Origin of the sequence: Cytobacillus oceanisediminis (genome assembly GCF_004366035.1) — a bacterium.
Lineage (GTDB): Bacteria > Bacillota > Bacilli > Bacillales > Cytobacillaceae > Cytobacillus > Cytobacillus oceanisediminis_C.
Window position 1 is genome coordinate 94,156 of the sequence record NZ_SOEE01000008.1, and the last position, 26,951, is coordinate 121,106.

Consider the following 26,951-nt stretch of genomic DNA (forward strand, 5'->3'; position numbering starts at 1 on the left):
AATCTATTACTTTAATTGCGCAACGGCTTCCCTTTTAAAAGCATGTGCTGCATCCGCTGCTGTGATTTCGGTTCAGCTACAAGGCTTAAGAATGCTTCTCGCTCCAAGTCAAGCAAATATTGTTCATCCACTTCTGTACCGTATGGCACTTTTCCGCCTGCGATTACATAAGCAAGTTTTTTAGCGATTTTTAGATCATGCTCTGAGATATACCCTGAGTAGAGCATTGCCTGCGCTCCAAGCAGAAGTGTTGCATATCCTGTTTCGCCGACAACCGGCACCTTTTTCCTGACAGGAGGCTTATAGCCTTTTTTGTGCAGAGCAAGAACTGCCTGCTTTGCATCATAAAGGAGATGGTCCCCATTCATACTGATGCCATCTGCCAGGTTCAGGAAGTTATTATCCCTGGCTTCCTCGCCTGATGTTGAAACCTTTGCCATTGCAATCGATTCAAACACTTTATTGGCAACCTTTTGAAGGTCAAATTCCACACCATTTGGCATGTTTTCAAGATGCTTAATATAGAGCTCCTTGTTTCCGCTTCCTCCTGGGATCAGGCCTACCCCCACTTCAACAAGTCCCATATATGTTTCGCTCGCTGCCTGAATATGTGCTGCCGGCAGACAAACCTCAGCCCCGCCGCCAAGCGTCATGCCAAATGGAGCAGCAACAACCGGTTTCGCACTGTACTTAATTTTCATCATGGCATTCTGGAACTGACGGACTACCATATCCAGTTCATATATATTGTCATCCTGCGCTTCCATGAGGATCATTCCGAGGTTGGCGCCTACACAGAAATTTTTGCCCTGATTCCCGATAACAAGCCCTTTGTAGTTCTTCTCCACTTCATCCACTGCAAAGTTGATCATTTGGATTATATCCAGTCCAATGGCATTGCTTTGTGAATGGAATTCAAGCAGTGCAACATCATCGCCTAAATCAATCAGGCTTGCACCGGTATTCTTTTTAATAACACCTTTTTGTTTCTTAAGGTGTTTCAAATTGATTGCTTTAGGGTTTTCCTCGATTAATCTGTACTCGCCATTATGATAGAAATATTGCTTGCCTTCCTCTTCTTTATAGAAGGAACTAAAGCCTTTTTCCTGCATATCCTTTACCCATGCCGGAACTTCCTCACCTGCATCTTCCATCTTCTGAACAGATTTCCCTACACCAATGGCATCCCAGGTTTCGAATGGCCCCATTTCCCAGCCAAAGCCCCATTTCATCGCTTTGTCTATTGCTGTTACATCATCAGCTATTTCGCCAAGTAATTGAGCCGAGTAAAGAAGAGCCGGACTCAGGATGTTCCACAATAATTGGCCTGCACGATCGTTAGAATATACAAGCGCTTTCAATTTTGCAGGAGTGCCTTTTTCCTGCTTGCTCAATTCCGTCGAAGCTGTCTTAAGCTTTTTGCGCGGATCGTATTCCAGAGATTCAGGATTCAGCTCAAGAATCTCTTTGCCCTTCTTCAAGAAAAATCCTTGCCCTGACTTGCTTCCAAGCCAGCCTTTTTCCTGCATCACTTTCATAAAGCCCGGAACTTCAAATACTTGCTTTTCTTTCCCCTCCACCTGGTCATAAACATTGTTTGCCACGTGTATAAATGTATCAAGCCCTACTACATCAAGTGTTCTGAATGTAGCACTTTTCGGCCGGCCAATCAGCGGACCAGTTATAGAATCTACTTCACCGATACTGTACCCGCCCTTTAGCATCTCCTGCACTGTAACCAGCAGGCCATAAGTGCCGATTCGGTTGGCGATAAAGTTTGGTGTATCTTTAGCTTCAACTACTCCTTTTCCAAGTACATCTTCTCCAAATTGCTTCATAAATGACAGCACTTCAGAAGAAGTGTTTTTAGTAGGTATGACCTCAAGAAGCTTTAAGTAGCGAGGGGGATTAAAGAAATGTGTTCCAAGAAAGTGTTTTTGGAAATCTTCCGAGCGCCCTTCTGACATTGCTTCTACAGATATTCCAGACGTATTGGAGCTGACGATGCTTCCAGGCTTGCGGGATTGGTCCACCTTTTCAAAAACCTGTTTCTTTATGGCGAGGTTCTCCACAACCACTTCAATAATCCAATCGACATCCTTTAGACGCTCCATGTCATCTTCAAAGTTCCCTGCCTCAACTAACGCAATATTCTTTTTGGCGGTTAATGGAGCCGGTTTTTGCTTTAATAATTTTTGGCGGTTTCCTTCACTGATTCGATTGCGGACTGCTTTATCTTCAAGAGTAAGCCCCTTTGCCTTTTCAGCATCCGTTAATTCGCGAGGCGCGATATCCAATAATAATGTCGGGATTCCGATATTGGCCAGATGGGCTGCGATCCCTGAACCCATGACTCCTGAGCCTAAAACTGCCGCCTTCTTTATTTGTTGGATCAACTTTATTTCCCCCTTTAACTTTTTTGAATGAATACTCATTCATTTTATTCTCAAAAAAAATATGCATCTCTTCTGAATGAGTTCTGTTAGTTATAACTATAAAATATTTGCAAAATTTACGCAATGATTTTAAGCGGAAATTTAAAAATGTTTTGAAATTTTCCGCACCCCTGCTGTAATTTATATTTTTTATGCGCAATGTAAATAAGTGTTTTGGACACTCTAAAAAGGAAACATTTTTTGTTCGTTACGGAGGTGAATGAAATGGGAAAAATGAAAAAAGATCCTTCCAAAGCAGGAGTCAGCGCTGCAAGTGTCCAGGGAGATGCGGGTCCTACCGTTGAAAGGCAAGGGCCTAAAAAAAGGAATAGCCAAAATAATCAATATAAGCGATAACCCGCTGTTTAAAGGGTGGCAGCCGTCAGCCTTTTATAGTTTCCATTATCTAGATAAATAATTCATCTTCTGCAGAATAGCAATTGTTTTTCAGAGGAAAGATATCCTCGAAAAGAATTACAGCTATTATAGCGCTAAAAGAATTGGAGGGACAATTAATGCAACAGCAAAATATGAATATGCAGAACCAGCAGGGCATTATGCAGCAGCCTCCTGCTGTAATTTCCACTAAGGATGCCCTTTACTTAACAGATATGCTTACCTGGAACCTTCTCGCCTGTAAAAAAGCGCATTTTTACGCTCAGCAGTGCCAGGACCAGGAGCTAAAAACACACTTCGAGCAATGCGGCCAAATGCACCAGCGTCACTACGAACAGCTGCTTGCTCATTTAAACCAGCAAAATCAGCAGAACTTTATGGGAATGCAATAGGAAGGAGCCTTGAAAATGAACCAGAACCAGAATCCAAATACGATTCAAAATCCTGAGACACAGATAAATAAAACTCCGCAAATGAATGAGCGGGATTTTACAAATGATATTTTATCTACAGAAAAATATATGACAGATGCCTATTCTGTCGCCCTGAATGAGGCAAGCCATCAGAGCCTTTATCAGGATATTCTTGCGGCTTTTAACGATACACAAAACCAGCAGAGAGAATTTTATAACCTAATGTTTAAAAAAGGCTGGTATAAGGTTGAACCGGCTGATCAGCAGAAGCTTCAGCAATCTTATCAGCAGTTCCAGGGCTATACAAATCAATTGCCATATGGCAATGGTCAGATGCAATAAGAAAAGCGGTAGCGCCTTGCCCGCGAAGGAACGCAGACTAAGAACGCCACGTCCTCCAAAAGCTGCCACTTTCGGCCGTGCGACGTTTATGCTGACGACATTCCTTGTCCTGCGGGCCTCAAGCACAAGTCGAGCCTCACGGAAAGGCGTTCTTTGCCTTTTCGGGAAGCGTACGCAGGGACGGCAGGCATAAGAGGGTCCTGTAAAAAGGCCATCTTCCTTCTGAAAGGAAAATGGCTTATGACCCGAGTCCCAAGAAGCCGGAGCTAGTCAAGCTTGAGACCTCGTGGGAATGATCGAATCTGCACACTTCAATAAAACAAAAACCGCTGCTTTTTTATCTGCAGCGGCTTTTTAGATCCTAAAACCATTATCTATTTTTTGCTTCTCATCTCTTCATTCATAGTTTTAATTTCAGCGATCAGAGCCTTCATTTCTTCTTTAGCATCAGGATATGTATCATTCCAGTGCTTAGCTAAAGGAGGCATGGATTTAGCAATAAAAGAGTACAGCGCCCAGGCTTCAACCTTTTCCTTTAACTCAGGGGCGGTCTCGCCGACAAGTAGTTCGGTATATTTTTCAAGCAGGCCATCCAGCTGTTCCCTTAACTTCTCATTCATCGCGATTCCTCCTATTTATATTGCAGGCCTGAGGACATGTGCCGCATCGTTTACCGCTGCTGGTCAAATAGGAATAGCAGCATGTTTTTCTTGGCCGTACAGTTTTGCCAGTTCTTTCAATCAGTATTTTCTTGCTGTCATATTTCCTTATGGGATTAGAACTTTCACAGCCGAACAAATTGCCTGAAGCCTCTTCCTTGATAAACTTAAAATCTTCAGCCGCCCTCTCCGCATGTGTTTCAAAAGGTAAAATCTTTTCGTAAAGCCAGAAGATATAGATCGCTATATTCTCCCAAAGAATTAGTTTAGAAACATTTGCTTCTTTTGCTATTCTACTTAACAACGGAAAGATATGGCCATTAAAAAGAGATCGCACAGCGTCCTCTCTCCATTTCTCCCTTTCCGTCTCAACGCCTTGGCCTTGAAGGTGAATAAAATGGAAACCGGGAAGCCATAGTCCATCTTTTTCCTGACTGGCAAATGTTATATTTTCATGCCGGATATCCATTTTTAAATTCCAGGACGTCATGCTATACAAGTAAATTACAGGCAGAAAGGCATATCTTTTCATTAAGATAGAAGCTGCCGTTTTATGATCATTCGCTCCTATATGAATTTTCACTTTATCCAGGTATGGACCAGTCAGACTGGTATCCAGGAGATTTTTCACTTCAATTGTTAAAGGAGATCCTTCCCCTGAATCCTGGGCAAGTCTGAATTGCCCGAGAGCTTCTGCCTGTTCTCCTGTTAATTTAATCATCCCTGGAATCCTTGCCCTTTTAAAATACATCTCCCTTTTCCATAAGGAATGCATAGCGGTGTACCGAATAATGGGTCTATCGTCACTTCGCATTCCATGCCAAATACGTTTTTGACTAATCCGCAATTGATGACATGTTCGGGCTTCCCCTGAGCAAAAACCTTCTGCTCTTTTATGGCAACAATATTATGAGCATAGCGGCAGGCCAAATTCAGATCATGCAGCACCATAACGATGGTACGCTTTTCCTTTTCATTTAATTCAAATAATAAATCCAGTATTTCAATTTGATGGGTCATATCTAAATAGGTAGTTGGCTCATCAAGCAGAATCGTATCAGTATCCTGAGCCAAAGTCATGGCAATCCATGCGCGCTGGCGCTGTCCGCCGGATAATGAATCGACTGTCCGGTCTCTCAATTCTTCCATGCCTGTAGCTTTTAATGCATTTCTGACCTTTAATTCATCTTCAGTAGACCATTGCTTCAGCCATGTTTGATAAGGGTACCGCCCCTGTTTGACAAGCTGAAGCACTGTTAGTCCTTCTGGAGCAGAAGGGGATTGGGGCAGAATCGCCATTTTTCTGGCAACATCTTTCGTTGAAAGTCTGGCTATAGCCTCACCTTCTAATAAAACGGCACCTGATTTCGGTTTTAGCAGCCGGGCAATGGACCTAAGCAGTGTCGATTTTCCGCAGCCATTTCCACCGATAAATACCGTGATTTCTCCCTTAGGAATTTCTAAGTCCAGCTCATTAATAATAATGGTGTCTCCGTAAGACAAGGTTAAGTCTTTTGTTGCGATCGCTTGCCCTGCTGTCATTTTCTGCCCTCTCCTTTTCCTTAATATCTATATCTTTAGGCTATCCACTTACTAGTTCGATACGAGTTTCAAGCATTTCCAGCTTATGCATTTCTTGTCTTGAAAAGCAGGTAAATAAAGTAAGGTGCACCAATGCTCGCTGTGAACACCCCCGCTGGGATTTCAAGCGGCGAGAACAAAGTCCTGCCTATCAGGTCTGCAGCCATAACCAGGATTCCTCCAATCAGTGCGGAAGCCGGAAGCAAAGCGCCGAAAGCAGAGCCTACCAGCCTTCGGGCCATATGAGGAGCCATTAATCCCACAAAGCCTATCCCGCCGCCAAAAGCAACAGCTCCGCCAATTAATGCCGTGCTGACCATCAGCAGCAGAAACCGGTATTTCTGCACAGTGCTCCCTACTCCCAAGGCAATATCATCGCCAAGTTCCTGTATATTGACATTTCGTGCTAAAACAAATGCAAGTACCAGAAACACAAGCGTCCACGGGACCAAAATTGCGACATTATCCCAGTTTGAACCGTAAACAGTCCCGGTTATCCAAATATTCGCCTGGCTAGCCTGGTAAATCGGCCCAAATACCATCATCAAAGTTGTCAATGCCTTCATTAGGCTGGCAAGTCCAATCCCAATTAAAACAAGGCGTACTGGCGATACTCCATTCTTATAGGCTAGAAAATAAACAAGGAAAGCCAAAATTGCAGCACCTGCAAAAGCTGCAAGAGGCATCCAATTAATACTTACAGTTAATGCATTGTTTTTATCACTAAAAAAGGCAAGAAAAGCTACAACTGCTACTGATGCCCCTCCTGTAATCCCGATTATGTCAGGAGATGCAAGCGGATTTCTGATAATTCCCTGCAGGATGCCCCCTGCTGCAGCAAGGGCCATTCCCACCATTAAGGCTACGATAATTCTTGGGAGTCTGAATGACTGAATGACCAGCCTATCCATATCTGATCCCCCGCCTAAGAATACCTGCACTACCTTTAGAGGGCTTATTTTCATTTCACCCGTTCCAGTGCTGATGATAAAAACTCCGGCAGCTGCTGCTGCCAATAATAAAAAAGTGATAAGTGCTTTTCGGTTTACTAAAAAAGAGACTCTATCGCCTAGAAGACGAAAGTTATAGTATTTTTTCATTATTGATTGAACCCCCTTCTGGCAATATACACAAAGAAAGGAGTTCCAATTACAGCTGTCATGACGCCAACGGGAACTTCCTGCGGCATGATGATATACCTTGATGCGATGTCCGCTATCAGAAGGAGCATCCCGCCAAATAGACCAGCATAAGGAATTACCCAGCGATGATCAATGCCTACAACAGCCCGGGTTAAATGAGGAATCACAATCCCGAGAAAGCCAATAGGACCCGCAACAGCTACCGCTCCTCCTGAGAGAAGCACAATAACAATTCCGCCGCCCAGTTTAAGAAGCCCTGTTTTCAAGCCCAGGCCCTTCGCTACATCCTCGCCCATCGATAGGACGTTCAGTTTTCCCGCAATGATCAGGGAAAAAATCCAGCCTGCTAATAAATATGGCAATACAGCTGTCAGAGTCTCCAGCTTCCTGCCCGATACCGATCCAGCAAGCCAAAATAACACCTGTTCGAGGGCCGTCTCATTTATAACGAGGAAACCTTGTGTCATGGAAGCAAACATGGCACTCATCGCTGCACCGGCCAGGGTCAATTTCATGGGAGTAAGACCTTCCCTGCCGATAGAGCCTATTATATAGACAAAAATAAATGAAACAGCAGCTCCAAGAAATGAAACCCATGTAAACAGCTGCAGATTACTGATGGAAAATAGCGTTACTGTAATGACTACTGCAAATCCGGCCCCTGCATTTATACCGAATATCTCGGGAGCAGCAAGCGGATTCTTTGTCAGTGTCTGCAGCAGGACACCTGAAATGGCAAGGCTTGCCCCTACTGCCGCTGCAATTAATGCCCTCGGCAGCCGGACAGATTGAATGATAATATGTTCATTTGATCCATCAAATTGTGTAAATGCATCAATTGCCATCTTCCAGGTTGTGTCGGTATATCCGTATACAATACTGAAAGACATTAATACTAATAATAGGAGCATAGCTGCAAATAGCCCAGCCCACCTCATAAAGTTTGTTTTTAATAGCATAATGAGACCCTTCTTGCGTCTATTTAATATAGTTAGTTTTATTTTCAGTCTATTGTACAGAGGATTAGCTGTCAATGAGTTTGAAAATCATTTTCATTGATCATTTGATAAAAATTAAATGAAAATGATTTTCAATTACCTATTGACATTTTTCTTTGTTCACATTACTATAAAAATGTCAAATGAAAATGATTATCATTAACAACGCAAATTGGAGGAGTACATAATGAAATTCAAGTCTTTAGTTGCCATCCTTTCTGTTTTCACAATCTTGTTCCTGGCTGCCTGCGGGAATAACAACGAACAAGATAAGACAGCTGATAAGGAAAAAGAAGGCAACAATACAGAAGATGCCGGTTATACAGTTGAGCATGCAATGGGCACAACTACACTTGATAAAACACCTGAAAAAGTAGTAATTCTGACAAACGAAGGTACTGAAGCATTACTTTCAATGGGTGTTACTCCAGTAGGAGCTGTTCAGTCCTGGACTGGCGACCCTTGGTATGAGCATATTGCAGGCGATATGAAGGATGTTCAGGTTGTGGGAACAGAAAGCGAAGTCAATGTCGAAGCAATCGCAGCGCTGCAGCCGGACCTAATTATCGGCAACAAGATGCGCCAGGAAAAAATCTATGATCAATTAAATGACATTGCCCCTACTGTTTTCGCTGAAACATTGCGCGGAGACTGGAAGGAAAATTTCGAGCTTTACGCAAAAGCACTCAATAAAGAAGAAGAAGGCAAAAAGGTCCTTGCTGATTATGACAGCCGCATCGAAGAAATTAAAACAAGCCTTGGCGATAAATTGAGTCAGGAAGTTTCCATTGTCCGCTTTATGGCTGGAGAGGTCCGAATCTACCATAAAGATACATTCTCTGGTGTAATTCTTGACCAAATCGGTTTTGCACGCCCTGAAAGCCAGAATGTAGATGATTTTGCAGAGAAAAATGCTACAAAAGAACGCATCCCTGCCATGGATGGAGACATTCTTTTCTACTTCACATATGAAACTGGCGACGGTGAAGCAAGCCAACTTGAGAAAGAATGGATTGACGATCCTTTATTCAAAAACCTGAAGGTGGCTCAGGAAGGGAATGTCCACAAGGTTAGTGACACAATCTGGAACACTGCCGGCGGTGTTATTGCGGCAAACCTGCTCCTTGATGATATTGAGAAATATTTTGCTAAGTAAAATAAACTCGTGATTGCGCTCCCATAATACCCCCTCTTTTATGAGAGCTCAAATATATTTAGAAAAGCGGAAGCGCCTTTCCCACCTCCGACACTTCGAGCAGGTTAGGCGCTGGAGCTAGACAGAAAAAGGAACCTTGACCAGGTTCCTTTTTTTTTGCCCGGATTGTTACTGCCATCCATACCTCTTTTTTTATTGCCTTCCATTCATAAGTTTTCCAAAACCGGCAACAATAAGCGTAATGCCGAAAATGATGGTGATTTACCTATGAGACAATGGTTGAAAAACAGAAGGATTAAAGAGGATATCCAGCATAAGGAATGGGAAAAGTCCTTAATTAAATCCAAAGACTTCAAAAAAATCTTTTATTATAACAAAAAAACAAATGTGCGCTTTGGACTTACTTTTATGGCTACTTTAATAGATGAAAATATTATTCAGGATGGCATTCTCCCTAATCTGCTGGAAGAAGAATTCCGAGAAATAGAGGATATTAAACAGCTTGTCCCTGTGGCCGATGTGCAGATTTGTGATGACCCTTCTTTAATCGAACAAAAGCTTTTAAATGGCTATGTCATGCTGACGATTGAAACAGAACTTAAACATTTCGGCTTTATAGCTGCACAGAAAGAAATCGTCAGAGGGCTCAGCCAGCCTGAAGTTGAATTTTCCGTTATCGGTCCTAAAGAAGCCTTTGTCGAGTCAATGGGACAAAATTTAAATTTAATAAGGAAACGGCTGCCGGTAAAAGAACTGATTATTGAAGAATTCACATTGGGAAGCCTGTCAAAAACATCAGTCGCCATGCTTTATATGGAAGATATCACAAATGAGGATAATGTAAATACTGTCAGGCAGCGACTTACAAACGTGAAATTTGATGCCATTACAGACAGTTCCTATATTGTACAGCTGATTAGTGATAACTCCAATTCCCCTTTCCCGCAGCTGCTTGATACAGAGCGGCCTGACAGGGTGGCAGGAATATTGGCTGAGGGAAAAGTCGCCATTGTAGTTGACGGCTCACCCCATGTGTTAATTACACCAACTACACTTGTTGAATTTTTCAGTTCTTTTGAAGATTATTTTTTAAATTGGATTTTATCTTCATTTTTCCGTCTCATCCGTTTGTTCGCGGTTGCGTTCTCCATTCTGATTACACCTATTTATGTAGCAACCCTTTCATATCATTATGAGCTTATACCAAAGGATTTGCTGAGTACGTTAATTACATCGAGACGGGAAATTCCACTTCCTCCCATACTGGAGGCATTGTTTCTGGAACTTACCATTGAATTGCTGCGTGAGGCAGGAGCCCGTCTTCCGACCAAGGTCGGCCAGACAATCGGTATCGTGGGAGGAATCGTAATTGGTACTGCATCTGTAGAAGCAGGCTTGACGAGTAACGTCCTGCTTATTATTGTAGCTCTCGCTGCTCTCGCCTCCTTTACAACACCTGTATACAGGATGGGCAATACTATCCGTTTGCTTCGCTTTCCCTTCCTGTTCTTTGCAGAATTATGGGGCCTGCTCGGTATTGTGTTTTGCTTTTGTCTACTGTTAACTCATTTAATACGGCTGACTTCACTTGGAAGGCCATTCCTTGAACCGCTCTATCCGCCTAGGGTTATGGATATGAAAGATGCCCTCATCAGGCTTCCATTTGAAAAACAATCCAAAAGGCCAATTTTTTTACGGACAAAAAACCCGACCCGCTTTAGTAAGAAAAAGGCCAAAGAGAAAAAAGATATCGACGAATAATCCCAAATCTACCAACTTAAAAAAGGAGGTGAACCAGATGAAGGAACAGCCAGTCCCAGAGAGATTGCAGATATCTCCCTTTTTAGTGTTTTACTTGGTCATGTCGATGCAAATAGGAATCGGTGTATTAGGATATCAGAGGATTATTGCAATGGATGCAGGATACGATGCCTGGATATCCATATTATTTGCCGGCGGATGCATTCATGTAATTGTTTGGATGATTTATAAAATAGGCGAGACCGTTGGCGGGGATATTGTAACTGCACACAAATACATCCTGGGGAACTTTTTCGGCAAGGCACTATGCTCCATCTTTATTGGCTATTTTATCCTGTATTCCTTAACAGTGGTAAGGACATTTGTTGAAGTCATACAGGTTTGGATGTTTCCTGAATTAAGTACATTCTGGTTCTCCTTCGGTTTTATGATTCTTTGTGTTTATATTATTTTTGGAGGATTTAGAACTGTAGTGGGTACTGCCTTTTTCGGGCTTGTTCTGCCGGCTTATCTCCTCCTCACATTCGGCTGGGCGATTAAATTCTCTAACTTTTACAACCTGCTGCCCATCTGGGATCATTCCATTAAAGAGCTGCTTACAGCTTCTTATCATATGTCCCTTACTTTTATTGGGTTTGAAATCATCCTTTTTTTCTACCCATTTATCAAAGAACCAAAAAAGTCGCAGAAATGGGCTCATTTGGCCGTCCTAACAACTACTCTAATTTACACTATTCTAGCCATCATAACTTTTGCCTATTTTGCCGAAGACCAGCTATCTAAACAAATTTGGGCCAGCCTGACGATGTGGAAAATAGTTGAAATGCCCTTTGTTGAACGATTTGAATATATCGGGATCGCCAACTGGAACTTGATCATTCTTCCTAATGTGTGCATTTCCATTTGGATCGCTTCCCGCCTCATCAAAAGGGTCTTCAATATACGCCAGAAAGTGGGAGTCTTTTTTGTTGTAGGCGGTGTCCTATCTGTTATTCATTTTCTGGATTCAAGAGAAAGAATTAATACACTTAATGACTATGTTGGAAAAATGGGATTTACTTTTACCTTTATTTACATTCCTTTGCTTTTCGCTGCAGTCATGTTTGTCAAGAAGCTGAAAAAGGGGAAAAAGAAATGAAAAAGCTTATACTATTCTGTCTTGTATTGCTGCTTTCCGGCTGTGTAGACAAAGAAATACTCGATGATATTAACATTGAAGTAGGAGTTGGCTACGATTTAGCAGAGGATTCAAAAGATAAGTATAGGGGAACTGTATTATTTCAAGAATTCCAGCCTGATAAAACTGTGATAAACCGGACATTTTCAGGAAGTGGAAAGCTGCGCCAGGACCTTCTTCTGGAAGTGACTAAACAATCATCTGAGCCTGTTGTAACAGGCGGGTTAAAATTGGCTGTTTTTGGACCCGAACTTGCCAAGAAAGGAATTTATGATCTTGTAGATTCTTTTCAAAGAGACGCAAGTATTGGAGCACGTGTATTTGTTGCAACTTCGGAAGGAAAGGCATTAGACATGTTAAACGGTGAGTATGGAACACGGGGAAATTCAACCTACATTTACAATCTTATTCGACATAACATTGAGCATCGGGATATTCCCCAAACCAACTTGCACATTTTAGCCAATGATTATTATCAGGATGGTAAGGATCCTTTTCTTCCTCGCCTTAAGAAAACCGCTGAAGATAGAGTAGAAGTAGTCGGAATAAGCCTTTTCAGCAGAGATAAGGAAGTAGGCATTCTTCCCGTAAAAGACATGTTCTTTTTTAAATTGCTGGTAGATAAATATAGTGAAGGAAACTTCGATGTGAAATTAAAAAAAGGCGATTTAGCTGCTGTAAAGAGTTTAAGGTCCAAGCATAAAATTAAGATAACTGATAATCACGCTTCCATAAGCATTAACATTGAAGGCATTATACGTGAGTATACCGGAGATAAGTTAGCATCAGAGGTTGTTGATACCGTTCAAAAGAACCTGGAGAAAAAGGTTGAAAAGGAAAGTTTAAGGTTATTAAGACAATTTCAGGAACTCGGGATTGACCCTGTTGGATTTGGCCAATTGAAAAAAGCCCAGCACCGGAATTTTGATTTTAAAAAATGGAAAGATGATTATAAAACTCTGGGTTTTGATGTTAAATGCAATGTAACAATTGAAGAAACGGGCGTTATTGAGTAAGAGCGGGCTTTGAGCCCGCTCCTTTAAATTTAATCACAAAGTGCCATTTGAACTTCAAAAACTGTCTAGCTCCACAAGGAACGCTTCGACAGCTTTATCAACACACTACCGAAAGCGATAGTTTTTGGGAGGACGCGGCTTTCTTAATCTGCGTTCCTCGAGGGCAAGGCCCTCCGCTTTTCTTAATCACTGGTCGAGAACATATATTTTTTATAATGATAGCGGATCGAGAAAATCAGCCCCATGGCCAGCATATTCCCCATCAGTGAGCTTCCTCCATAGCTGATGAAAGGAAGCGGTATGCCTGTGATTGGCAAAAGGCCGATGGTCATCCCGATATTTTGAAAGACATGGAATGTAACCATGCTGATGACACCTACACAAATATAGGTATAAAAATTGTTTTTGGTTTCCATGCCAATCTTGGTAATATGGTAAATCAGCAGAAAGAAAAGGCTGACGACAATACTTGCGCCTACAAAACCAAATTCTTCCCCTACGATACTGAAAATAAAGTCGGTATGGCTTTCAGGAAGATAGACTTCCCTCGTTCCATATCCTTTCCCGCTTGTTTCCCCTGACCCAATGGCAAGGAGAGAGCGTGTCAGCTGAAATCCTGTTGAACTTTGATAGTTATAAGGATCAATCCAGGAATAAATACGCGCAAACTGATATTCCTTAACCCCTAAATACTTCTCAAGAATATCCGGATGCCATAAAACAAAATACAAAATAGTGCCTGCAAGAGCCGCGCCTGTTCCAAATATTGGCGCCAGAAGCTTCCAGCTGATTCCTGAAATGAATATCATGCCAAGCATGATTGCAAGAAATACAAGGCTTGTCCCTAAATCGGGCTGCTGCATAACCAGCAGCAGGGGCACCATTGTTAAACCAGCCAGTTTAATAAGCAGCCATAAATCAGTCTGCATGGTTTTGTGTGCATTTTTTTGATGATGCTCGTCAATTGTTTTCGCCAATACCAGAATAATAAACACTTTAACAAGCTCCGCAGGCTGCAGTGAACCCATACCCGGAACCTTGTACCATGCCTTCGCCCCATTAATGACAGGGGCAATGCTTGATGGCGCCACAATCAGGAATCCAAGCAGTGCAATGCCCAGGCCATACACATACCAGGATATCTTCTTCAGCTGATCGGAATCCAGTGTGATTACCGCAGCAATGATTCCTGTGCCAACAGCATACCAGACAACCTGCTTCAAAAGGAAGTTTTCTGTATATTGTCCTGTTGTCTGTGCGCTGTAAATGGAAATGGCGCTTACCAGGAATAAAAGCATCAATATTAATACTAAGCCCCAATCCAGCTTAGGAGGTGTATATCGATTTGAGGTCATGATCATTCTCCTTTAAAAAACAAAACCATTTGCCTTGATCTTTTAAGGCATAACGGAGCACAGCGCAAGTAATAAAATATGTACCTCACATTATTCCTCGCTACAATATTTCATTATATTTTTTATAGAGATAAATCACAACTTCTAAAAGCGAATGGTTATTATTTCAAATTTTTACGATTACTGAGAATAGTTATTTACGTCCATATCCAGTATCCGTCGAAGGTACCCATCAATCGGGTATACCAGGCATTAAGGCCTGACTTTAAATTCCCCGCTGAAATATCTCACTTTTATATCATCTCTCATCCACTCAAGATTATTAGGAACCTGAGGGATGCTGTAGCCAATAAAAATTGGCGTGGTAATATAGCGAGGAACAATTTTTGCGTAAATATTCCTGTCCAGCTTGTAGAAAAACAAATTATAACTATTGCTTGGAAAAGGAAAGGCATTCAGAATATAATGAGCAGCTGTCTGGATGCATTTTGCAAAGTGCGGAATATCATCCTGATCGGCAAGCTTAACGTTGAATTCATAGAAACCGATTCTCGGAGAAGTCGATAAAGTGAACACCGTATTGCTTTCCTCATGAATAAGGAGACCTTCAAAGTCCTCTGCTTGAATTTTTTCCTTGTAATCAATATTCCTCAATCCGACAATTTGCATATGGGGATGGGCAATACTCCCTCCGGATAATGGACCGTGGTTTTTAAAGAATAAAACAGATTCATATTCTCCGCTCTTTTCCATCTGAAGCCAATGTCTCAACCCAAATGAAATCAGCCTGACCAAATGCTCCTCTGAATAAATGGACAGCTCTCCGTCACATTGATCCGTTTCAATCAGCACGGTCTGATAGGAACTTTCAAGAACAGGAAACTTATTTTTCAGCAGAATGATTGAATCCTCAACGTCGATGATATCCGTCAGCTCCTCCCTTGCACAAAAAGGGCAGCTTATATCCTTATTCCGAATGCTATTAGGCTTCTGGACCCCAATTCCCGTATTAAAATGCAAATGTGTATCTGACATCTCTTTGACACCTGCTTTTCTGTAATCTCTCCTTTTATATTATCATGAAAATGGCAGCGGGGTACCTGAGGCAGTTTTTTTGGCAGTTTCTTGGGCACTTGCCGGAGAAGCCCCGGGTTCGGGTTCGGACTGACTCTGGCCTTTTCCTTGCTTTCCTGTCCGAACTTGCCCAGCATTATTCCAAACTCCAGCTTAAGTCCATCTGTATAATCAAATAATCCCTGCCTCAACAAAAAATCAGCAGGGCATGAAAGAACCCCGCTGATTAATGTTTATTGCACCGTTAATTCAGTTTCTTCATGCTCGTGAATATCGTCGCCTTTTTCAACATGGGTCGTGATGGTGTATGTGCCCGGTTCGGTAAACTGATGGTCGGCAGTGTATGTGCCCGGTTCTGTTTCAGACATATTCACCCATTGAGGCGTTGCGCCATTAAGTGCAATCTCAAGCTTTACTTTAGCCTCCGCCAGCGGTTCCCCTTCATTATCAACCATGGCAGATAAAGCTGTTTGTTCGTTTGCATGAATTTGTTCAGACGCCTGCAGCTCAATGGATACCTCTCCGCCATGACTGTGAGAATGGCCATCTTCATGTCCCTCATTTTCTTGTTCATGCCCCGTTCCTGAGTCCTCTGGTTTTGCCTCGCCAACCTGTATGGAAACCATTGGCATTGTATGCTGGCTTCTAGCCGTTACATGGGACTGAACATAGTAGAGGCCTTCTTCTGCAAATATATGATCAGCAGTATATTTCCCCTCTGAGTCGTGCTTTGCCTCTGCCATTTCACCGTTTTCTTTTTGTCCTTCCTGCCATATTTCAAATTTTACCTCATCCGCATCGGTTACGGCCTCACCGCCTTGTCTTACAGTGACGGCAAGGGTTGCCTCCTCACCAGGATCAATGGTTTCAGGCACCTGGATGACGGCTTCAATGATTTGCGGCACTTCGTCGTTTTTTGCGGGCTTTTCTTCTTCTGATTGGCTGCAACCGCCAAGAACAAGCAAGCTCGCCATTATGCTGAATAAAATCTTTTTCAATTTAGTGTCCCTCTCTTTATCTATATTGTCTTTTGATATTATCAATATAAAAGCCATTTGTGATAAAACAATGAAATTTTTTCAAAAAATAAAAGACCCATTCAGAACTTTTGAGATTTAGTACAAAGGATTGCTTTCTATTATGTGTTTTATACTAGACGGACGCAAAATCAGTCAGGACCGCTTTTTGTCCCATTCTTTCGAGATCTCTTCTGAAGCTCTCTTTTCAATTAAGGGTATCTCCCTTCTTCTAAATCAGCTTATCCGTCATATATTTAGAGAGTGGAGGGATTTATATGAATTCTAAATTAAGAATCCATTCTATTTTCTTTTATATAAATAGCTGGCTTTTCAGTATTTGTGCAGTGGTGGCGATCGCTGGGATTGTTACGCTTTATCCGGCTGTCTTCTCTTCATCACATATGAATGTGCTGCTTAAAGACATTAAGGCCGACCAGCTCTTCATTCACTTTTTGAAAGCCGAAAACCATTATTTTCACAAGGAGGTTCCTGAAAGCTACTCCCTATCCGGAACCCTATTTAAGCTGGCAACCAACACACAGCCGAAAGATATCAGAACGTTCCTAGGCCGGGAGCTGCCTGGTTTTTCAATCTTTGACACCGGTATTGCCGTTGCCGGAGAGGGTACAGACTTTACCAATCTGCCAATGGAATCTGCCCCTCCTCTTGAAGTCCTTTTAAAAGAAAAAGAACTTGCTATGAATGACGGTCAAAATGAAGAAAGTAAGGCTCCTCCAAATATTCCGGACAAAAAAGGGGTTCTTATTTACCATTCCCACAGCTGGGAATCATTCGCTCCGCTTCTAAAAGATGTAAAGGATACAGATGAGGCCGTTAGTCCAAATGAGCAGGTGAATGTCATTGCTGTCGGGAAAAAGCTTAGTGAAGAGCTGGCGAGAAAAGGCATAGGTGCTGAGCATGATAAAACCAATATTGCCGCAGAACTGAAAAAGAAGGGCTGGAACTGGGAGAATTCCTATGCCATGTCAAGAGAGACTGTACAATCCGCCATGACAGAGAATAAGGATGTTAAATTCTTAATTGATATCCATAGGGATTCGCTGCCCCGAGGGAAAACAACCGCAGTAATTGGCCAGGAACCATACGCGCGACTGTTTTTTGTTGTCGGCAAAGAGCACAAAAACTATGAACAGAACTTAAAAGTGGCTACCGAGCTCCATAAAGCACTGGAAGCAAAATATAAGGGAATCAGCAGGGGAGTATTTGTTAAAGGAAAAAGTGAAGGCAACGGCATTTACAACCAGGATCTTTCCGAGCGGGCACTTTTGCTGGAATTCGGAGGTGTGGAAAACAATCTGGAGGAACTGAATAATTCCATAAAAGCATTTGCTGATGTATTTAGTGATTATTACTGGAAGGCAGAGCCAGTCAATGCGGAAGATTAAAGCTTGCCATTATTGTCTCCTGTTTACTTTTTTCAGCACCTTTATTCTTTACCTTCTGTTTGGCATTAGCACCATTACGGTCGCCTGCCTGTTTTCAGGAATTATCCTCTCAATCATCAATTTAATTGAAGATGAAATGATGGCATTCAGGCAGGACCACAATGGCTGATAAAGGAAAAAATGATCATTTTCTGTTTTAATAGAAGATAATGAAACAGGAAATAGGAGTGATCAAAGTGAAATTAGCTATTATAACAGGTGCATCCAAAGGTTTAGGAGCTTCCATTGCCAAGAGGATGATTACAGAAGGCACTGGCATCATATCTGTATCAAGGACTGAAAACCCCGAGTTGGCAAAACTTGCTGCAGAGAATCAAGTATTCTTTGCCCAATATTTCTGCAATCTGTCCTCACCGGATGAGCTTGAATCTGCTTTCAGCGAACTGACAGCACTATTGAAGGAAAAACAGCCGGAAACCCTATATGTATTTAACAACGCAGGGATTATAGACCCCATCGGAACAGCCGGGAATCTTGATCATGCCGCATTAATTCAAAATGCTCACGTTAATCTGATTGCTCCTATTATGATTTCCAACATCCTCCTGCGTGAGGTTTCAAGTGAAATGACCATTGTCAACATTACTTCAGGTGCTGCTGAAAGGCCCATACAGGGGTGGAGTGCTTATTGCAGCACAAAAGCCGGAATAAATATGTTCACGGAAACAGCTGCATTGGAACTGCGGACAGCAGGCAGCAGCCATAAGGTTATTGCCTTTAGTCCCGGTGTTATGGATACCGCTATGCAGGGAACCATACGTTCTTCAGCGAAGGAAGCATTTCATGATCTTGAGAAATTCCAGGCATACAAGGAGAAAGGAATGCTGCGGGATACGGAAACTGTGGCAAATGCACTAATCGATTTGCTGCTGCAGAAGGAAATTGAGAGCGGAAAAGTTTATTATGTAAATGACTTAATCTAAAGAGTAACAAAAGCCGGCTAAATGAGCCGGCTTATTTATCTCCCAATATATTACTATCTACAACACCATGGTGAATACGGAGCACTTCATGATTATTATCTTTTTGTATAACAAAAAAACCGTTCGAAAAGTCGGAGGATAATTCTTTAAAGAAGATGCCCTTTATTCCATTTTCTTGATCTTCTCCAATGATCAGATGATAATCGGAGCCTTTTTTGACGATCTGGGCCGGCAGCCCTTTATCCCAGTCGTCAGAGGGATCATGAACCTTTCTTGAAACTTCTACGACATGTATATCCACCCCTTCAAGCAGCTGGAATAAATCATTGATCAGCGAATGCTTTACCATCCGCTCCAGCTTGGTTTGAACAGCCTGCCCAAGGATGATCTGGGTAATATTATTCTCCTTTACCACTTCAGCTATCACCCTGGCGATTTTTTTGCCTTCAGCATACTTGGAGAGCATCATTAGCCCGTATTTCTCTGCTAAACTTTCGAACAAGTATTTTGTCTGAAGCTCATTAAAGTCAAGCTCTTCCTGCTTCCGGTTTTCCACAGAGAGAATATAGCCATCCCCCTGAAATGCTTCCTTCAGTTTTTTGCCTCTTTGAACCAGTATCTCCGCATGATTGGGATTGCTTACACATATTAAAATACTTTCCTTCATTTTTACACCACTCCCACCGGATTCTATATTCAGTATAGCACGAATACCATGGAATAACCCCCGCGGCAAAAGGGCTCCATGAGAATGTGTTTAGAACAATTAATAATTTTTAGAAAATATGAATAAAAATTTCTCTGCCCGGGCATACTACTCCTACAAGTGTAAATCCCCCTTTTTTTCCGCTTCCTGTCAAGGAAGCATTTTTTTTGATAAAAATTGACCTCTGCCTTTATGCAGAGGTCTTTTTATTGAATTAAATTCAGGAATTGGCTAGTGCGCATTTCTTTGGGACTGGAAAATATCTGTTCAGGCTTGCCGCGTTCCACTATAATACCGCCGTCCATGAAAATGACTTCATCCGCTGCTTCCCTGGCAAATCTCATCTCATGGGTAACGATCACCATTGTCATTCCCTCAGCGGCCAGGTCTTTCATCACCTTCAGTACTTCTCCGACAAGTTCAGGGTCAAGTGCCGAAGTAGGCTCATCGAAAAGCATAACCTTTGGCTCCATGGCAAGAGCCCGAGCAATCCCTACCCGCTGCTGCTGGCCGCCTGAAAGCTGATAAGGATAAAAGCCGGCTTTATCCGCTAAACCAACTTTTCTTAAAAGCAGTTCCCCCTTTTCCTTTGCTGTTTCCTTAGATTCACCTTTCACTGTAACCGGCCCTTCCATGACATTTTCCAGTGCAGTCATATGCGGAAATAAATTATAGTTCTGAAAAACCATTCCCGTAAGGCGCCTGAAGGGAGGAATTTGCCTTTTCGAGACCTGCTGAGAAAAGTCGAGGACTTTATCGCCAATGGCAAGCAGTCCTGAAGTAGGCTGCTCCAGTACATTTATGCACCTCAGCAAGGTTGTTTTACCGGAGCCCGATGGCCCAATCACTACAACCACTTGCCCTTTCTTCACTTCCAAATTAATTCCCTTCAGTACTTTCAGCTGATCAAATTGCTTATGCAAATCCTTAATATTAATCATCTATAGCACTGCCTCTTTTCATGAAGAAATATATCTGTCCAGACGGCGTTCAAGCCTCCCCTGCAGGATCGAAAGCATAAAGCAAATCACCCAATATATAAAGGCAGCCTGCGTATATAGAAGTAAAAATTCATAATTGGTTGCAGCTATTTCCTGTGCTCTTCGGAACATCTCCGTGACCAAAATCATGGAAGCCAGAGAGGTATCTTTTACAAGACTGATGAATGAATTGGATAGCGGCGGCAGCGATACCCTGGATGCCTGCGGAAGAATAATTCTCTTAAGCGTCTGTGAATAGGACATGCCTATGGAATATCCCGCTTCCCATTGTCCTTTTGGGATCGAAAGGATGGCCGCCCGGATAATTTCGGAGGCGTACGCCCCTACATTCAGCGAAAATCCTATGATCGCTGAAGGGAAAGGATCAATAATGACACCAATCGTCGGGAGCCCGTAAAAAATGATGAAAAGCTGCACAAGAAGCGGCGTGCCCCTTATTGCTGATACATATATTCTTGCTATCGTCTCCAGTGCCTTATTTCCCGAAGTGCGGGCAAGTGCCGTAAATATTGCCAATGCCAGCCCGCATATAAATGAAATCAGTGTTAATGGGATGGTATAAACAATGGCACCCTCAAGCAATGGCTGGAATGAATTCTTTCCAATCTCTAAAAGTCTTTCGACCCTTTCCGGGTTGGCAAAAATACTACTTAAGTACATCTTCGCCAAACCATTTTTCTGAAATTTTCAAGTAAGTGCCATCCTCTATCATTTCGGTCAATGCTTTATTGACTTCATCAACCAATGTATCGCTTCCCTTCCTGAACATTAGGCCGCTTTGGGAAGCATCTTCGGATTCGTCCGCGATTTTGACTGGAGCATCAGGTTTATGTTTTTTAAAGTCCAAAAAAGACAAATTATCGTTGAGTGTAACATCTGCACGCTTTGAGTTAATCAGTTCAATCGCCTGGTTAAATCCGTCTACTCCTACAATTTCTGCTCCATAAGACTTTGCCAGATCAGCATAATTGCTTGTCATGGACTGTGCGGCTTTCAAACCCTTTATGTCTTCAAAGCTTGAAACTGAATCATTGGATTCATGTGTAATCAAAACAGCTGCAGAAGAAATATAAGGATCCGAAAAATCGTATTTCTCCTGGCGGTCAGGGCGAATCCCCACCTGGTTTGCAATCATATCGAATCGTTTTGAATCCAATCCGGCGAACATTGCATCCCATTGTGTTTCCAGAAATTCCGGCTTCACACCAAGCCTTTTGGCCACTTCCTTTGAGATTTCCACATCAAAACCAGTAAGGTTGCCTTTATCATCATGGAAGGTGAATGGCGGATAAGTGCCTTCCGTTCCAATTAGCAGTTTCCCCTCATCCTGCACTTTTGCCCATAAGTCCTGCTTCTGCTCTTCTGACGCCGGCTGATCCTGATTTTCCGGGTTTGCTTTATTCGTCCCGCACCCTGAAATGATTAAAACTAAACAGATTAGAACAGCACTAAAAAAAGTCTTTTTCATGTTTGCCTCCTGTTTAAGAAATGTTTTTATTTTATCTTTTCCTAAAGTGCTTAGTTTATAGGAGGCCAAAGAAAAAAACCCTCTTTCTAAAAGAAGGCTTTAGGATACTAAGAATATGATGGTTTTTTCAAAGAACATTTAGAGGCTTCTTCCGTCAGTTCAGGAGCATAGTAGCTGAGCTTTTTAATTAAATAGCAGGCTTCAGGGAAATGATGTTCGAGAAATCTCAGGGTTGTTTTATTGAGAATCCTTTTGCCGGTGTATTTCTGGACTATCCCCTTAATGTATTCATTCATTTCAATCACAGCCAGCCCTACATCCCTTGCCATTTCCTGCTGGCGCGGGAATCCTGGCTGCGTAAACCGGAGATATCCTTTCATATGTCGGTTCTGCACCAGGAAACCCTGAAAAATCCGGGTATAGATTTCGGCCTGTTCATTTACAAATACCTCAATTGGATCGATTGAATTTCTCAGAAGAATGATGTGCCCCAGCTGATCCTCCAGCCACAAATCCAGCAAATCAAAAAGGGATTGCGGCGGCGGTGTTAGCCCTTTTGCATAATAGGACAGCAAGCGCAGATATTCCTGATTTTCACTTAATGTGCCGTTAAAATAAGTTGGCGAGAGATTAAGATTGATTAAATTATTGATTCTCAGATTCTGGAGCTTTCCTTCAAATTGAAAATAGCCGTTTGCAATTGGCCATATCTCCATGGCCATGGCGATTGCCTCCTGTGAGTTTGCTTCTGCAGATGGAGATAACTGATTAAGCCTATTTCTAAGGTTACGGAAGGCTTGTCTGTATTCATCCGCTCTTTTTACATACTTGCTTTCTGTTGGAGAAAGATTGTCCCTCACAAAAATCGTATGATCTTCAAGAATCTCCAGCCAAAAAGCATGCTCCTCCCACGGTGTCAATCCTATTTCATTCATTTAGATCCCCCCATTATAATCCTTTTAAATGTATATGCCTTTCATAAAGGAAAGATGAAGGGGGGTCGGATAAAAAAGGAGCGCTTTAGAAAAAATAAGGAAGCATTTATAAGAAAGGAGAATCGCTATGACAAAAAAGTTCAATAAAGGCAGCAATAATCAAAATTCACCAAGAGGAAATCAATCAGCCATCAGCGGAGATAACAGCAAGGGCAATAAGAGGAATAAAGATCAAAAGGATAAGACTGATTTGGATTAAGAGAAAACCGGCTTCGGTTTAGAAGCCGGTTTTTCATATTAAAAGCTATCCATAACCGAGTTTTCCGGAATCCTGAACGGGTCATTTTTATCAATTCGATCATAAAACATTATTCCGTTCAGATGGTCGATTTCATGCTGCATAATGATGGCCGGGATACCCTTGAATCGGAGTGTCACTTCTTCGCCTTCAAAATTATGGGCTTTTACCTTAATGCGCTCATAACGGGGTACATACCCTTTTACGTCACGGTCTACAGACAGGCAGCCCTCACCCTCCGGCAGGAAAATGACACCGATAGAGTGGCTGATGATTCTTGGATTAATTACGAAATACTCCTGAGGCTCAGCTTTTTCATTGGTAAAATAGGCGGTAAACATCCGTTTGTTAAGGCCAATTTGGTTGGCAGATAGCCCAATGCCCGGACGCAAGCCATATTTCTTTGCAATGGCAGGGTCCTGGCTGTTCTTCAAATATTGCATCATCGCAATCAGCGTTCCGCGATCTTCTTCAGTCAAAGGCACTGTGACCTCATTTGTTGCCTCACGCAGGATCGGATCCCCTTCCCGCACAATATCTTTCATAGTAATGATTGTATCAGCATTAAATTTACTCATAAATAAACAATTCATCTACCTTTACTTTTAATGTTTTAGAAATTCTAAAAGCTAACTCCAATGTGGGATCATATTTATTATTTTCTATGCAATTGATTGTCTGCCTGGCCACACTGCATTCTTGAGCGAGCCTTTTCTGAGTTATTCCCAGCTTTTTTCTTATTTCCTTTATTTTATTTTTCATCCTATCACCTTTTGGGCTGAAACTGTTTTTATGGTAGCATTTCAGATGGCAGGATGTCCAACACTTTGGACATTGGTTGGTGTGCATGAAATTTCCCCCGTGAAAAATAGAAGGTTTATCCGCAATTTTACTTGCTTTTTAGCGAACAAACACAAAATATCCGCGAAATTGCAAAAAAACCAGTGCAGATCTTTCTCCACACTGGTTCCTAGTTGTCTACGCCTCTGCTTCTACCAGAGTTTCAGCTGGCTTTTTCTTTTTCAGCAGCAGCTTGAGCTCTCTTTTATATTTTCTCTTAGTAAGAATGTAAAGAAAATCTCCCTGCTCAATTTGGGTGTTGCCTGTTGGAGTAATTAACTCATCTTTACGAATGATTGCATTGACGAGTGCGCCTTCAGGAAACGGGATCTCCATCAGATTTTGCCCGATAATGAATGCATCTTCTTCTATTTCGAATTCAATCATTTCAGCATCTGCTTTTCCAAGGGAGACCAATTCCAGGGAATGCATGGGAGTAGCCTTCTCAGGCCCAGCCAGACCGAGCTTTTCGGCTAACCATGTAATCGTTGACCCCTGGATAAGAGCGCTTGTCAGGACAACGAAAAAGACAACATTGAAAATTTCGTGACTTCCTTCCACACCGGATAACAGCGGGAAAGTGGCCAGCACGATTGGCACAGCTCCTTTTAAACCTGCCCAAGATAAGAAGATCAATTCCTTCATTGAGAAGCCCATCTTGATGGTGGTTAAGAACACAGCAGCAGGTCTGGCAACAAACATAAGAAGAGCTGAAAGAGCCAGGCCTTTTAGCAAAATGTCAGATTGGAAAAGTTCATTCGGGAAGACCAGGAGACCCAAAATGACGAACATCGCAATTTGCATCATCCAGGCAAACCCTTCTGTAAAACGGAAAACAGAGTGGCGATAGGCAATGTCTGCATTTCCTATCATAATACCTGCTACATATACAGCAAGAAGGCCGCTGCCTCCCAGATAAGCAGTTATTCCATATGTCAGCATGGCAAATCCAGTTGCAAACACAGGATAAAGCCCGCTTGAATCCAAGTTAATTTTATTCAATGACCATATTGCGAATTTGCCAAACAGGAGACCGGCTATTGCTCCCACTCCCATTTGGATAAAGAAGGAACCAATAAGAGAGAAAATGCCGGAGCCAGGAGTCATAATCAACTCAATCATGGCAACTGTCAGGAACACTGCCATGGGATCATTGGAGCCAGACTCGGCTTCCAATGTTGCGGAAATCCTGGGCTTTATATTTTGCCCTTTTAATACAGCAAAAACGGCAGCTGCATCAGTTGATCCGACAATCGCGCCAAAAAGCACCGCGACAGGCCAATCTGCCCCGAGAATAAACTTTGCCGCCACGGCAACAAGCCCGGTAGTAATTACAACACCTAAGGTTGCCAATGATAAGGAAGGTACAATGACCGTCCGAGCTGTTTTCCAGTTCGTCTGCAGTCCTCCTTCAAACAAAATAATGATAAAGGCCAAAACCCCAATCATCTGCGCTATTCTCGCATTATCAAAATAAATGAATTGCCCCAATCCCATCCCGACCGCGATAAAGAGAACAAGAGCAGGCACACCAAGCCGTGCAGAAAATTTAGTTGTCATAACACCAATAATAAAAAGGATAGCAGCCAATAGGATAAGTGCATCTGTGTGCCAAATAAATTCAGCCAATACGATCACCTTCTTTATTTAGATTTAATCAAAGGATATAGGTAATAAAAAATATTCTATTATTGTTGAGGAATTCGTTTTATTGAATCAGTAAAGCTGTATGAAAGGAGACTATCATGCAAAATTGAGTCTCTTGATCAGACTTAAGTGACTTTTTTACAACGGAGAATTTGCCTTGAATGACTTGTGCCCTGTACGAAAAAGGCAGAATTAAATGTTAGCCAGTGTAATGCCAGGAGAGGTGATGACAGCAGTTCATGACGGATCTTCAGTAGGGTGAAGATCTGCTATTAGAAAAGAAGTGACAGTGAATCGCGAGCTTTGTTTCCAGCATAAGATTATCTTTTGCCGCTTTCACTATCTTTATCGATTTTTTTAATGTAACATAAATACATCATAACATATATTATGTAACATTGCACTTCATATGCATGCTTTTAAAAAAATCGGACTTGCCATTAGGCAAATCCGCTAAATTTCTTTAGATAGATGAATCATCGCATCTTCCAGTTTATACGCCTTATATCCGCAGCGTTTATAGAGGTTTACCGCACTATCCCATGCAATATTTGTTTCGAGGACAACTTTTCTGTAACCGGCTGCTTTGGCGCGATCCTCCAGTTGCCGTACCATCATACTGGCAATGCCCTGACCCCGGAATTCCTTTTTTACAGACATTCGCTGCAGCCTGCATTCCCCATTGCCTTCATTGGTTATTGCACCCGTACACACCAGTTCATTTTCAATCAAACCAGCCAGAAAGAGGGTGCCTTCACCGTTATATGTTTCTGTAAGGCAATTCAAATCAGGATTTAACGAATGGTCAATAAATCCGAAGCGTTCCTGGAATCCATTCAGTATTAATTCTTTTGCAGCAGTCTCGTGATCTTTTAAGATCGGTACAAACTTTATATCCGATTTAATCATTTTCAGCTCAGCAGCAGCCAGCTTTTTATCGCATACCTCAGGCACACCGACATTAATTGTTTTTCCATTGACAGTTGTGATTTCCATAGATTCTCCTGTTTTTTCCTTTTATAATAAGATATTAGCAGTAAAAAGAGAATTCTATTTAGAAAGTTAATATTACCAGAGCTTCTCTCTAGAACTTTTGCTGCTCTGAATATTGCGCATCCCCCTCGGGACAAAAACGTTAAACTA

Annotated in this window: 29 protein-coding genes; 11 read left to right on the forward strand and 18 right to left on the reverse strand. The window is 42.1% G+C overall.

The genetic code is table 11. The features are described 5' to 3' along the window. Positions 1-11: 11 nt before the first annotated feature. Positions 12-2,393 (reverse strand): 3-hydroxyacyl-CoA dehydrogenase/enoyl-CoA hydratase family protein, encoded by a 2,382-nt coding sequence (locus DFO72_RS19950; RefSeq protein ID WP_113883854.1) that lies wholly within the window; start codon positions 2,391-2,393, stop codon positions 12-14. A gap of 267 nt (positions 2,394-2,660) precedes the next feature. On the opposite strand from DFO72_RS19950, the gene DFO72_RS19955 reads away from it, so the two are divergent. The 3 genes from DFO72_RS19955 (at position 2,661) to DFO72_RS19965 (ending at position 3,586) form a co-directional block, all read left to right on the forward strand. Continuing rightward, positions 2,661-2,792, forward strand: coding sequence for a YuzL family protein (locus tag DFO72_RS19955; protein WP_019383262.1), 132 nt, complete (start codon positions 2,661-2,663; stop codon positions 2,790-2,792). A 158-nt stretch (positions 2,793-2,950) separates the two neighbouring features. After that, positions 2,951-3,223 carry a hypothetical protein gene (locus DFO72_RS19960; RefSeq protein WP_009331749.1) on the forward strand — a complete coding sequence of 91 codons (273 nt, stop codon included), beginning with the start codon at positions 2,951-2,953 and terminating at the stop codon, positions 3,221-3,223. A 15-nt stretch (positions 3,224-3,238) separates the two neighbouring features. Next, positions 3,239-3,586: a spore coat protein gene (locus DFO72_RS19965; protein ID WP_113883656.1), complete on the forward strand. Its 348-nt coding sequence runs from the start codon at positions 3,239-3,241 to the stop codon at positions 3,584-3,586. Positions 3,587-3,960: 374 nt separating this feature from the next. On the opposite strand, the gene DFO72_RS19970 is transcribed toward DFO72_RS19965, so the two are convergent. From DFO72_RS19970 to DFO72_RS19990, 5 genes are all read right to left on the reverse strand, one after another. Next, on the reverse strand, positions 3,961-4,206 hold the full coding sequence (locus tag DFO72_RS19970; protein ID WP_113883657.1) for a YusU family protein: 246 nt from the start codon (positions 4,204-4,206) through the stop codon (positions 3,961-3,963). Beyond that, complete coding sequence (locus tag DFO72_RS19975; RefSeq protein WP_243856218.1) at positions 4,199-4,966, reverse strand: IucA/IucC family C-terminal-domain containing protein; 768 nt, start codon at positions 4,964-4,966, stop codon at positions 4,199-4,201. The genes DFO72_RS19970 and DFO72_RS19975 overlap by 8 nt, the downstream gene beginning before the upstream one ends. Next, positions 4,963-5,787: an ABC transporter ATP-binding protein gene (locus tag DFO72_RS19980; RefSeq protein WP_113883659.1), complete on the reverse strand. Its 825-nt coding sequence runs from the start codon at positions 5,785-5,787 to the stop codon at positions 4,963-4,965. The genes DFO72_RS19975 and DFO72_RS19980 overlap by 4 nt, the downstream gene beginning before the upstream one ends. 83 nt (positions 5,788-5,870) lie before the next feature. Next, on the reverse strand, positions 5,871-6,926 hold the full coding sequence (locus DFO72_RS19985; RefSeq protein WP_113883660.1) for a FecCD family ABC transporter permease: 1,056 nt from the start codon (positions 6,924-6,926) through the stop codon (positions 5,871-5,873). Continuing rightward, on the reverse strand, positions 6,926-7,927 hold the full coding sequence (locus tag DFO72_RS19990) for a FecCD family ABC transporter permease (RefSeq protein WP_113883661.1): 1,002 nt from the start codon (positions 7,925-7,927) through the stop codon (positions 6,926-6,928). Before DFO72_RS19990 ends, DFO72_RS19985 begins: the two co-directional genes overlap by 1 nt. Before the next feature lie 226 nt (positions 7,928-8,153). Here DFO72_RS19990 and DFO72_RS19995 point away from each other — a divergent pair, with 226 nt between their 5' ends. From DFO72_RS19995 to DFO72_RS20010, 4 genes are all read left to right on the forward strand, one after another. Continuing rightward, positions 8,154-9,122, forward strand: a complete 969-nt coding sequence (locus tag DFO72_RS19995) for an ABC transporter substrate-binding protein (RefSeq protein WP_113883662.1) — start codon at positions 8,154-8,156, stop codon at positions 9,120-9,122. 267 nt (positions 9,123-9,389) lie between these two features. Then, complete coding sequence (locus DFO72_RS20000) at positions 9,390-10,883, forward strand: spore germination protein (protein ID WP_113883663.1); 1,494 nt, start codon at positions 9,390-9,392, stop codon at positions 10,881-10,883. A gap of 37 nt (positions 10,884-10,920) precedes the next feature. Then, complete coding sequence (locus DFO72_RS20005; protein WP_113883664.1) at positions 10,921-12,021, forward strand: GerAB/ArcD/ProY family transporter; 1,101 nt, start codon at positions 10,921-10,923, stop codon at positions 12,019-12,021. After that, entirely contained in the window at positions 12,018-13,076 is a 1,059-nt protein-coding gene (locus tag DFO72_RS20010) for a Ger(x)C family spore germination protein (RefSeq protein ID WP_113883665.1), read from the forward strand. Before DFO72_RS20005 ends, DFO72_RS20010 begins: the two co-directional genes overlap by 4 nt. Positions 13,077-13,258: 182 nt before the next feature. On the opposite strand, the gene rodA is transcribed toward DFO72_RS20010, so the two are convergent. The 3 genes from rodA to DFO72_RS20030 form a co-directional block, all read right to left on the reverse strand. After that, complete coding sequence (gene rodA / locus DFO72_RS20015; protein WP_113883666.1) at positions 13,259-14,431, reverse strand: rod shape-determining protein RodA; 1,173 nt, start codon at positions 14,429-14,431, stop codon at positions 13,259-13,261. Between the two features lie 252 nt (positions 14,432-14,683). Then, positions 14,684-15,466 (reverse strand): DUF4931 domain-containing protein, encoded by a 783-nt coding sequence (locus tag DFO72_RS20020; RefSeq protein WP_113883667.1) that lies wholly within the window; start codon positions 15,464-15,466, stop codon positions 14,684-14,686. Positions 15,467-15,738: 272 nt separating this feature from the next. Next, entirely contained in the window at positions 15,739-16,503 is a 765-nt protein-coding gene (locus DFO72_RS20030; protein ID WP_243856219.1) for a FixH family protein, read from the reverse strand. A 296-nt stretch (positions 16,504-16,799) separates the two neighbouring features. Here DFO72_RS20030 and spoIIP point away from each other — a divergent pair, with 296 nt between their 5' ends. From spoIIP to DFO72_RS20045, 3 genes are all read left to right on the forward strand, one after another. After that, positions 16,800-17,930, forward strand: a complete 1,131-nt coding sequence (spoIIP, locus tag DFO72_RS20035) for a stage II sporulation protein P (RefSeq protein ID WP_113883668.1) — start codon at positions 16,800-16,802, stop codon at positions 17,928-17,930. Beyond that, on the forward strand, positions 17,917-18,099 hold the full coding sequence (locus DFO72_RS20040) for a hypothetical protein (protein ID WP_113883669.1): 183 nt from the start codon (positions 17,917-17,919) through the stop codon (positions 18,097-18,099). The genes spoIIP and DFO72_RS20040 overlap by 14 nt, the downstream gene beginning before the upstream one ends. Before the next feature lie 67 nt (positions 18,100-18,166). Further along, a complete protein-coding gene (locus tag DFO72_RS20045) occupies positions 18,167-18,913 on the forward strand; it encodes a (S)-benzoin forming benzil reductase (RefSeq protein ID WP_113883670.1) in 747 nt (248 codons plus the stop codon). Between the two features lie 31 nt (positions 18,914-18,944). On the opposite strand, the gene DFO72_RS20050 is transcribed toward DFO72_RS20045, so the two are convergent. The 5 genes from DFO72_RS20050 to DFO72_RS20070 all read right to left on the reverse strand — a co-directional run bounded on the left by DFO72_RS20050 (position 18,945) and on the right by DFO72_RS20070 (position 23,023). Beyond that, entirely contained in the window at positions 18,945-19,580 is a 636-nt protein-coding gene (locus DFO72_RS20050) for a histidine kinase (RefSeq protein ID WP_113883671.1), read from the reverse strand. Between the two features lie 245 nt (positions 19,581-19,825). Beyond that, positions 19,826-20,560: an amino acid ABC transporter ATP-binding protein gene (locus DFO72_RS20055; RefSeq protein ID WP_113883672.1), complete on the reverse strand. Its 735-nt coding sequence runs from the start codon at positions 20,558-20,560 to the stop codon at positions 19,826-19,828. Between the two features lie 18 nt (positions 20,561-20,578). After that, the gene (locus DFO72_RS20060; protein WP_113883673.1) at positions 20,579-21,280 is read right to left on the reverse strand and encodes an amino acid ABC transporter permease; all 702 of its coding nucleotides are present in this window, start codon (positions 21,278-21,280) and stop codon (positions 20,579-20,581) included. Next, positions 21,267-22,088, reverse strand: a complete 822-nt coding sequence (locus DFO72_RS20065) for an amino acid ABC transporter substrate-binding protein (protein ID WP_113883856.1) — start codon at positions 22,086-22,088, stop codon at positions 21,267-21,269. Before DFO72_RS20065 ends, DFO72_RS20060 begins: the two co-directional genes overlap by 14 nt. 107 nt (positions 22,089-22,195) lie before the next feature. Then, entirely contained in the window at positions 22,196-23,023 is an 828-nt protein-coding gene (locus tag DFO72_RS20070; protein WP_113883674.1) for a DUF2935 domain-containing protein, read from the reverse strand. Between the two features lie 127 nt (positions 23,024-23,150). Between DFO72_RS20070 and DFO72_RS30440 the strand changes: the two genes are divergently transcribed. After that, positions 23,151-23,282: a hypothetical protein gene (locus tag DFO72_RS30440; protein ID WP_019383278.1), complete on the forward strand. Its 132-nt coding sequence runs from the start codon at positions 23,151-23,153 to the stop codon at positions 23,280-23,282. A 38-nt stretch (positions 23,283-23,320) separates the two neighbouring features. Here DFO72_RS30440 and def read toward each other — a convergent pair whose 3' ends face one another. The 4 genes from def to DFO72_RS20090 all read right to left on the reverse strand — a co-directional run bounded on the left by def (position 23,321) and on the right by DFO72_RS20090 (position 26,804). Then, complete coding sequence (gene def / locus DFO72_RS20075; protein ID WP_113883675.1) at positions 23,321-23,899, reverse strand: peptide deformylase; 579 nt, start codon at positions 23,897-23,899, stop codon at positions 23,321-23,323. Continuing rightward, positions 23,892-24,083 carry a helix-turn-helix transcriptional regulator gene (locus DFO72_RS20080; protein WP_113883676.1) on the reverse strand — a complete coding sequence of 64 codons (192 nt, stop codon included), beginning with the start codon at positions 24,081-24,083 and terminating at the stop codon, positions 23,892-23,894. Before DFO72_RS20080 ends, def begins: the two co-directional genes overlap by 8 nt. A 216-nt stretch (positions 24,084-24,299) precedes the next feature. Continuing rightward, positions 24,300-25,790 carry a potassium/proton antiporter gene (locus DFO72_RS20085; RefSeq protein WP_113883677.1) on the reverse strand — a complete coding sequence of 497 codons (1,491 nt, stop codon included), beginning with the start codon at positions 25,788-25,790 and terminating at the stop codon, positions 24,300-24,302. 471 nt (positions 25,791-26,261) lie between these two features. Continuing rightward, positions 26,262-26,804: a GNAT family N-acetyltransferase gene (locus DFO72_RS20090; protein ID WP_113883678.1), complete on the reverse strand. Its 543-nt coding sequence runs from the start codon at positions 26,802-26,804 to the stop codon at positions 26,262-26,264. Positions 26,805-26,951 lie beyond the last annotated feature (147 nt).

Coding starts and splice junctions, on each gene's coding strand:
- DFO72_RS19955 (WP_019383262.1), top strand. CDS start 2,661: ATGGGAAAAATGAAAAAAGATCCTTCCAAAGCAGGAGTCAGCGCTGCA.
- DFO72_RS19960 (WP_009331749.1), top strand. CDS start 2,951: ATGCAACAGCAAAATATGAATATGCAGAACCAGCAGGGCATTATGCAG.
- DFO72_RS19965 (WP_113883656.1), top strand. CDS start 3,239: ATGAACCAGAACCAGAATCCAAATACGATTCAAAATCCTGAGACACAG.
- DFO72_RS19970 (WP_113883657.1), bottom strand. CDS start 4,206: ATGAATGAGAAGTTAAGGGAACAGCTGGATGGCCTGCTTGAAAAATAT.
- DFO72_RS19975 (WP_243856218.1), bottom strand. CDS start 4,966: ATGATTAAATTAACAGGAGAACAGGCAGAAGCTCTCGGGCAATTCAGA.
- DFO72_RS19980 (WP_113883659.1), bottom strand. CDS start 5,787: ATGACAGCAGGGCAAGCGATCGCAACAAAAGACTTAACCTTGTCTTAC.
- DFO72_RS19985 (WP_113883660.1), bottom strand. CDS start 6,926: ATGAAAAAATACTATAACTTTCGTCTTCTAGGCGATAGAGTCTCTTTT.
- DFO72_RS19990 (WP_113883661.1), bottom strand. CDS start 7,927: ATGCTATTAAAAACAAACTTTATGAGGTGGGCTGGGCTATTTGCAGCT.
- DFO72_RS19995 (WP_113883662.1), top strand. CDS start 8,154: ATGAAATTCAAGTCTTTAGTTGCCATCCTTTCTGTTTTCACAATCTTG.
- DFO72_RS20000 (WP_113883663.1), top strand. CDS start 9,390: ATGAGACAATGGTTGAAAAACAGAAGGATTAAAGAGGATATCCAGCAT.
- DFO72_RS20005 (WP_113883664.1), top strand. CDS start 10,921: ATGAAGGAACAGCCAGTCCCAGAGAGATTGCAGATATCTCCCTTTTTA.
- DFO72_RS20010 (WP_113883665.1), top strand. CDS start 12,018: ATGAAAAAGCTTATACTATTCTGTCTTGTATTGCTGCTTTCCGGCTGT.
- rodA (WP_113883666.1), bottom strand. CDS start 14,431: ATGACCTCAAATCGATATACACCTCCTAAGCTGGATTGGGGCTTAGTA.
- DFO72_RS20020 (WP_113883667.1), bottom strand. CDS start 15,466: ATGTCAGATACACATTTGCATTTTAATACGGGAATTGGGGTCCAGAAG.
- spoIIP (WP_113883668.1), top strand. CDS start 16,800: ATGAATTCTAAATTAAGAATCCATTCTATTTTCTTTTATATAAATAGC.
- DFO72_RS20040 (WP_113883669.1), top strand. CDS start 17,917: ATGCGGAAGATTAAAGCTTGCCATTATTGTCTCCTGTTTACTTTTTTC.
- DFO72_RS20050 (WP_113883671.1), bottom strand. CDS start 19,580: ATGAAGGAAAGTATTTTAATATGTGTAAGCAATCCCAATCATGCGGAG.
- DFO72_RS20055 (WP_113883672.1), bottom strand. CDS start 20,560: ATGATTAATATTAAGGATTTGCATAAGCAATTTGATCAGCTGAAAGTA.
- DFO72_RS20060 (WP_113883673.1), bottom strand. CDS start 21,280: ATGTACTTAAGTAGTATTTTTGCCAACCCGGAAAGGGTCGAAAGACTT.
- DFO72_RS20065 (WP_113883856.1), bottom strand. CDS start 22,088: ATGAAAAAGACTTTTTTTAGTGCTGTTCTAATCTGTTTAGTTTTAATC.
- DFO72_RS20070 (WP_113883674.1), bottom strand. CDS start 23,023: ATGAATGAAATAGGATTGACACCGTGGGAGGAGCATGCTTTTTGGCTG.
- DFO72_RS30440 (WP_019383278.1), top strand. CDS start 23,151: ATGACAAAAAAGTTCAATAAAGGCAGCAATAATCAAAATTCACCAAGA.
- def (WP_113883675.1), bottom strand. CDS start 23,899: ATGAGTAAATTTAATGCTGATACAATCATTACTATGAAAGATATTGTG.
- DFO72_RS20080 (WP_113883676.1), bottom strand. CDS start 24,083: ATGAAAAATAAAATAAAGGAAATAAGAAAAAAGCTGGGAATAACTCAG.
- DFO72_RS20090 (WP_113883678.1), bottom strand. CDS start 26,804: ATGGAAATCACAACTGTCAATGGAAAAACAATTAATGTCGGTGTGCCT.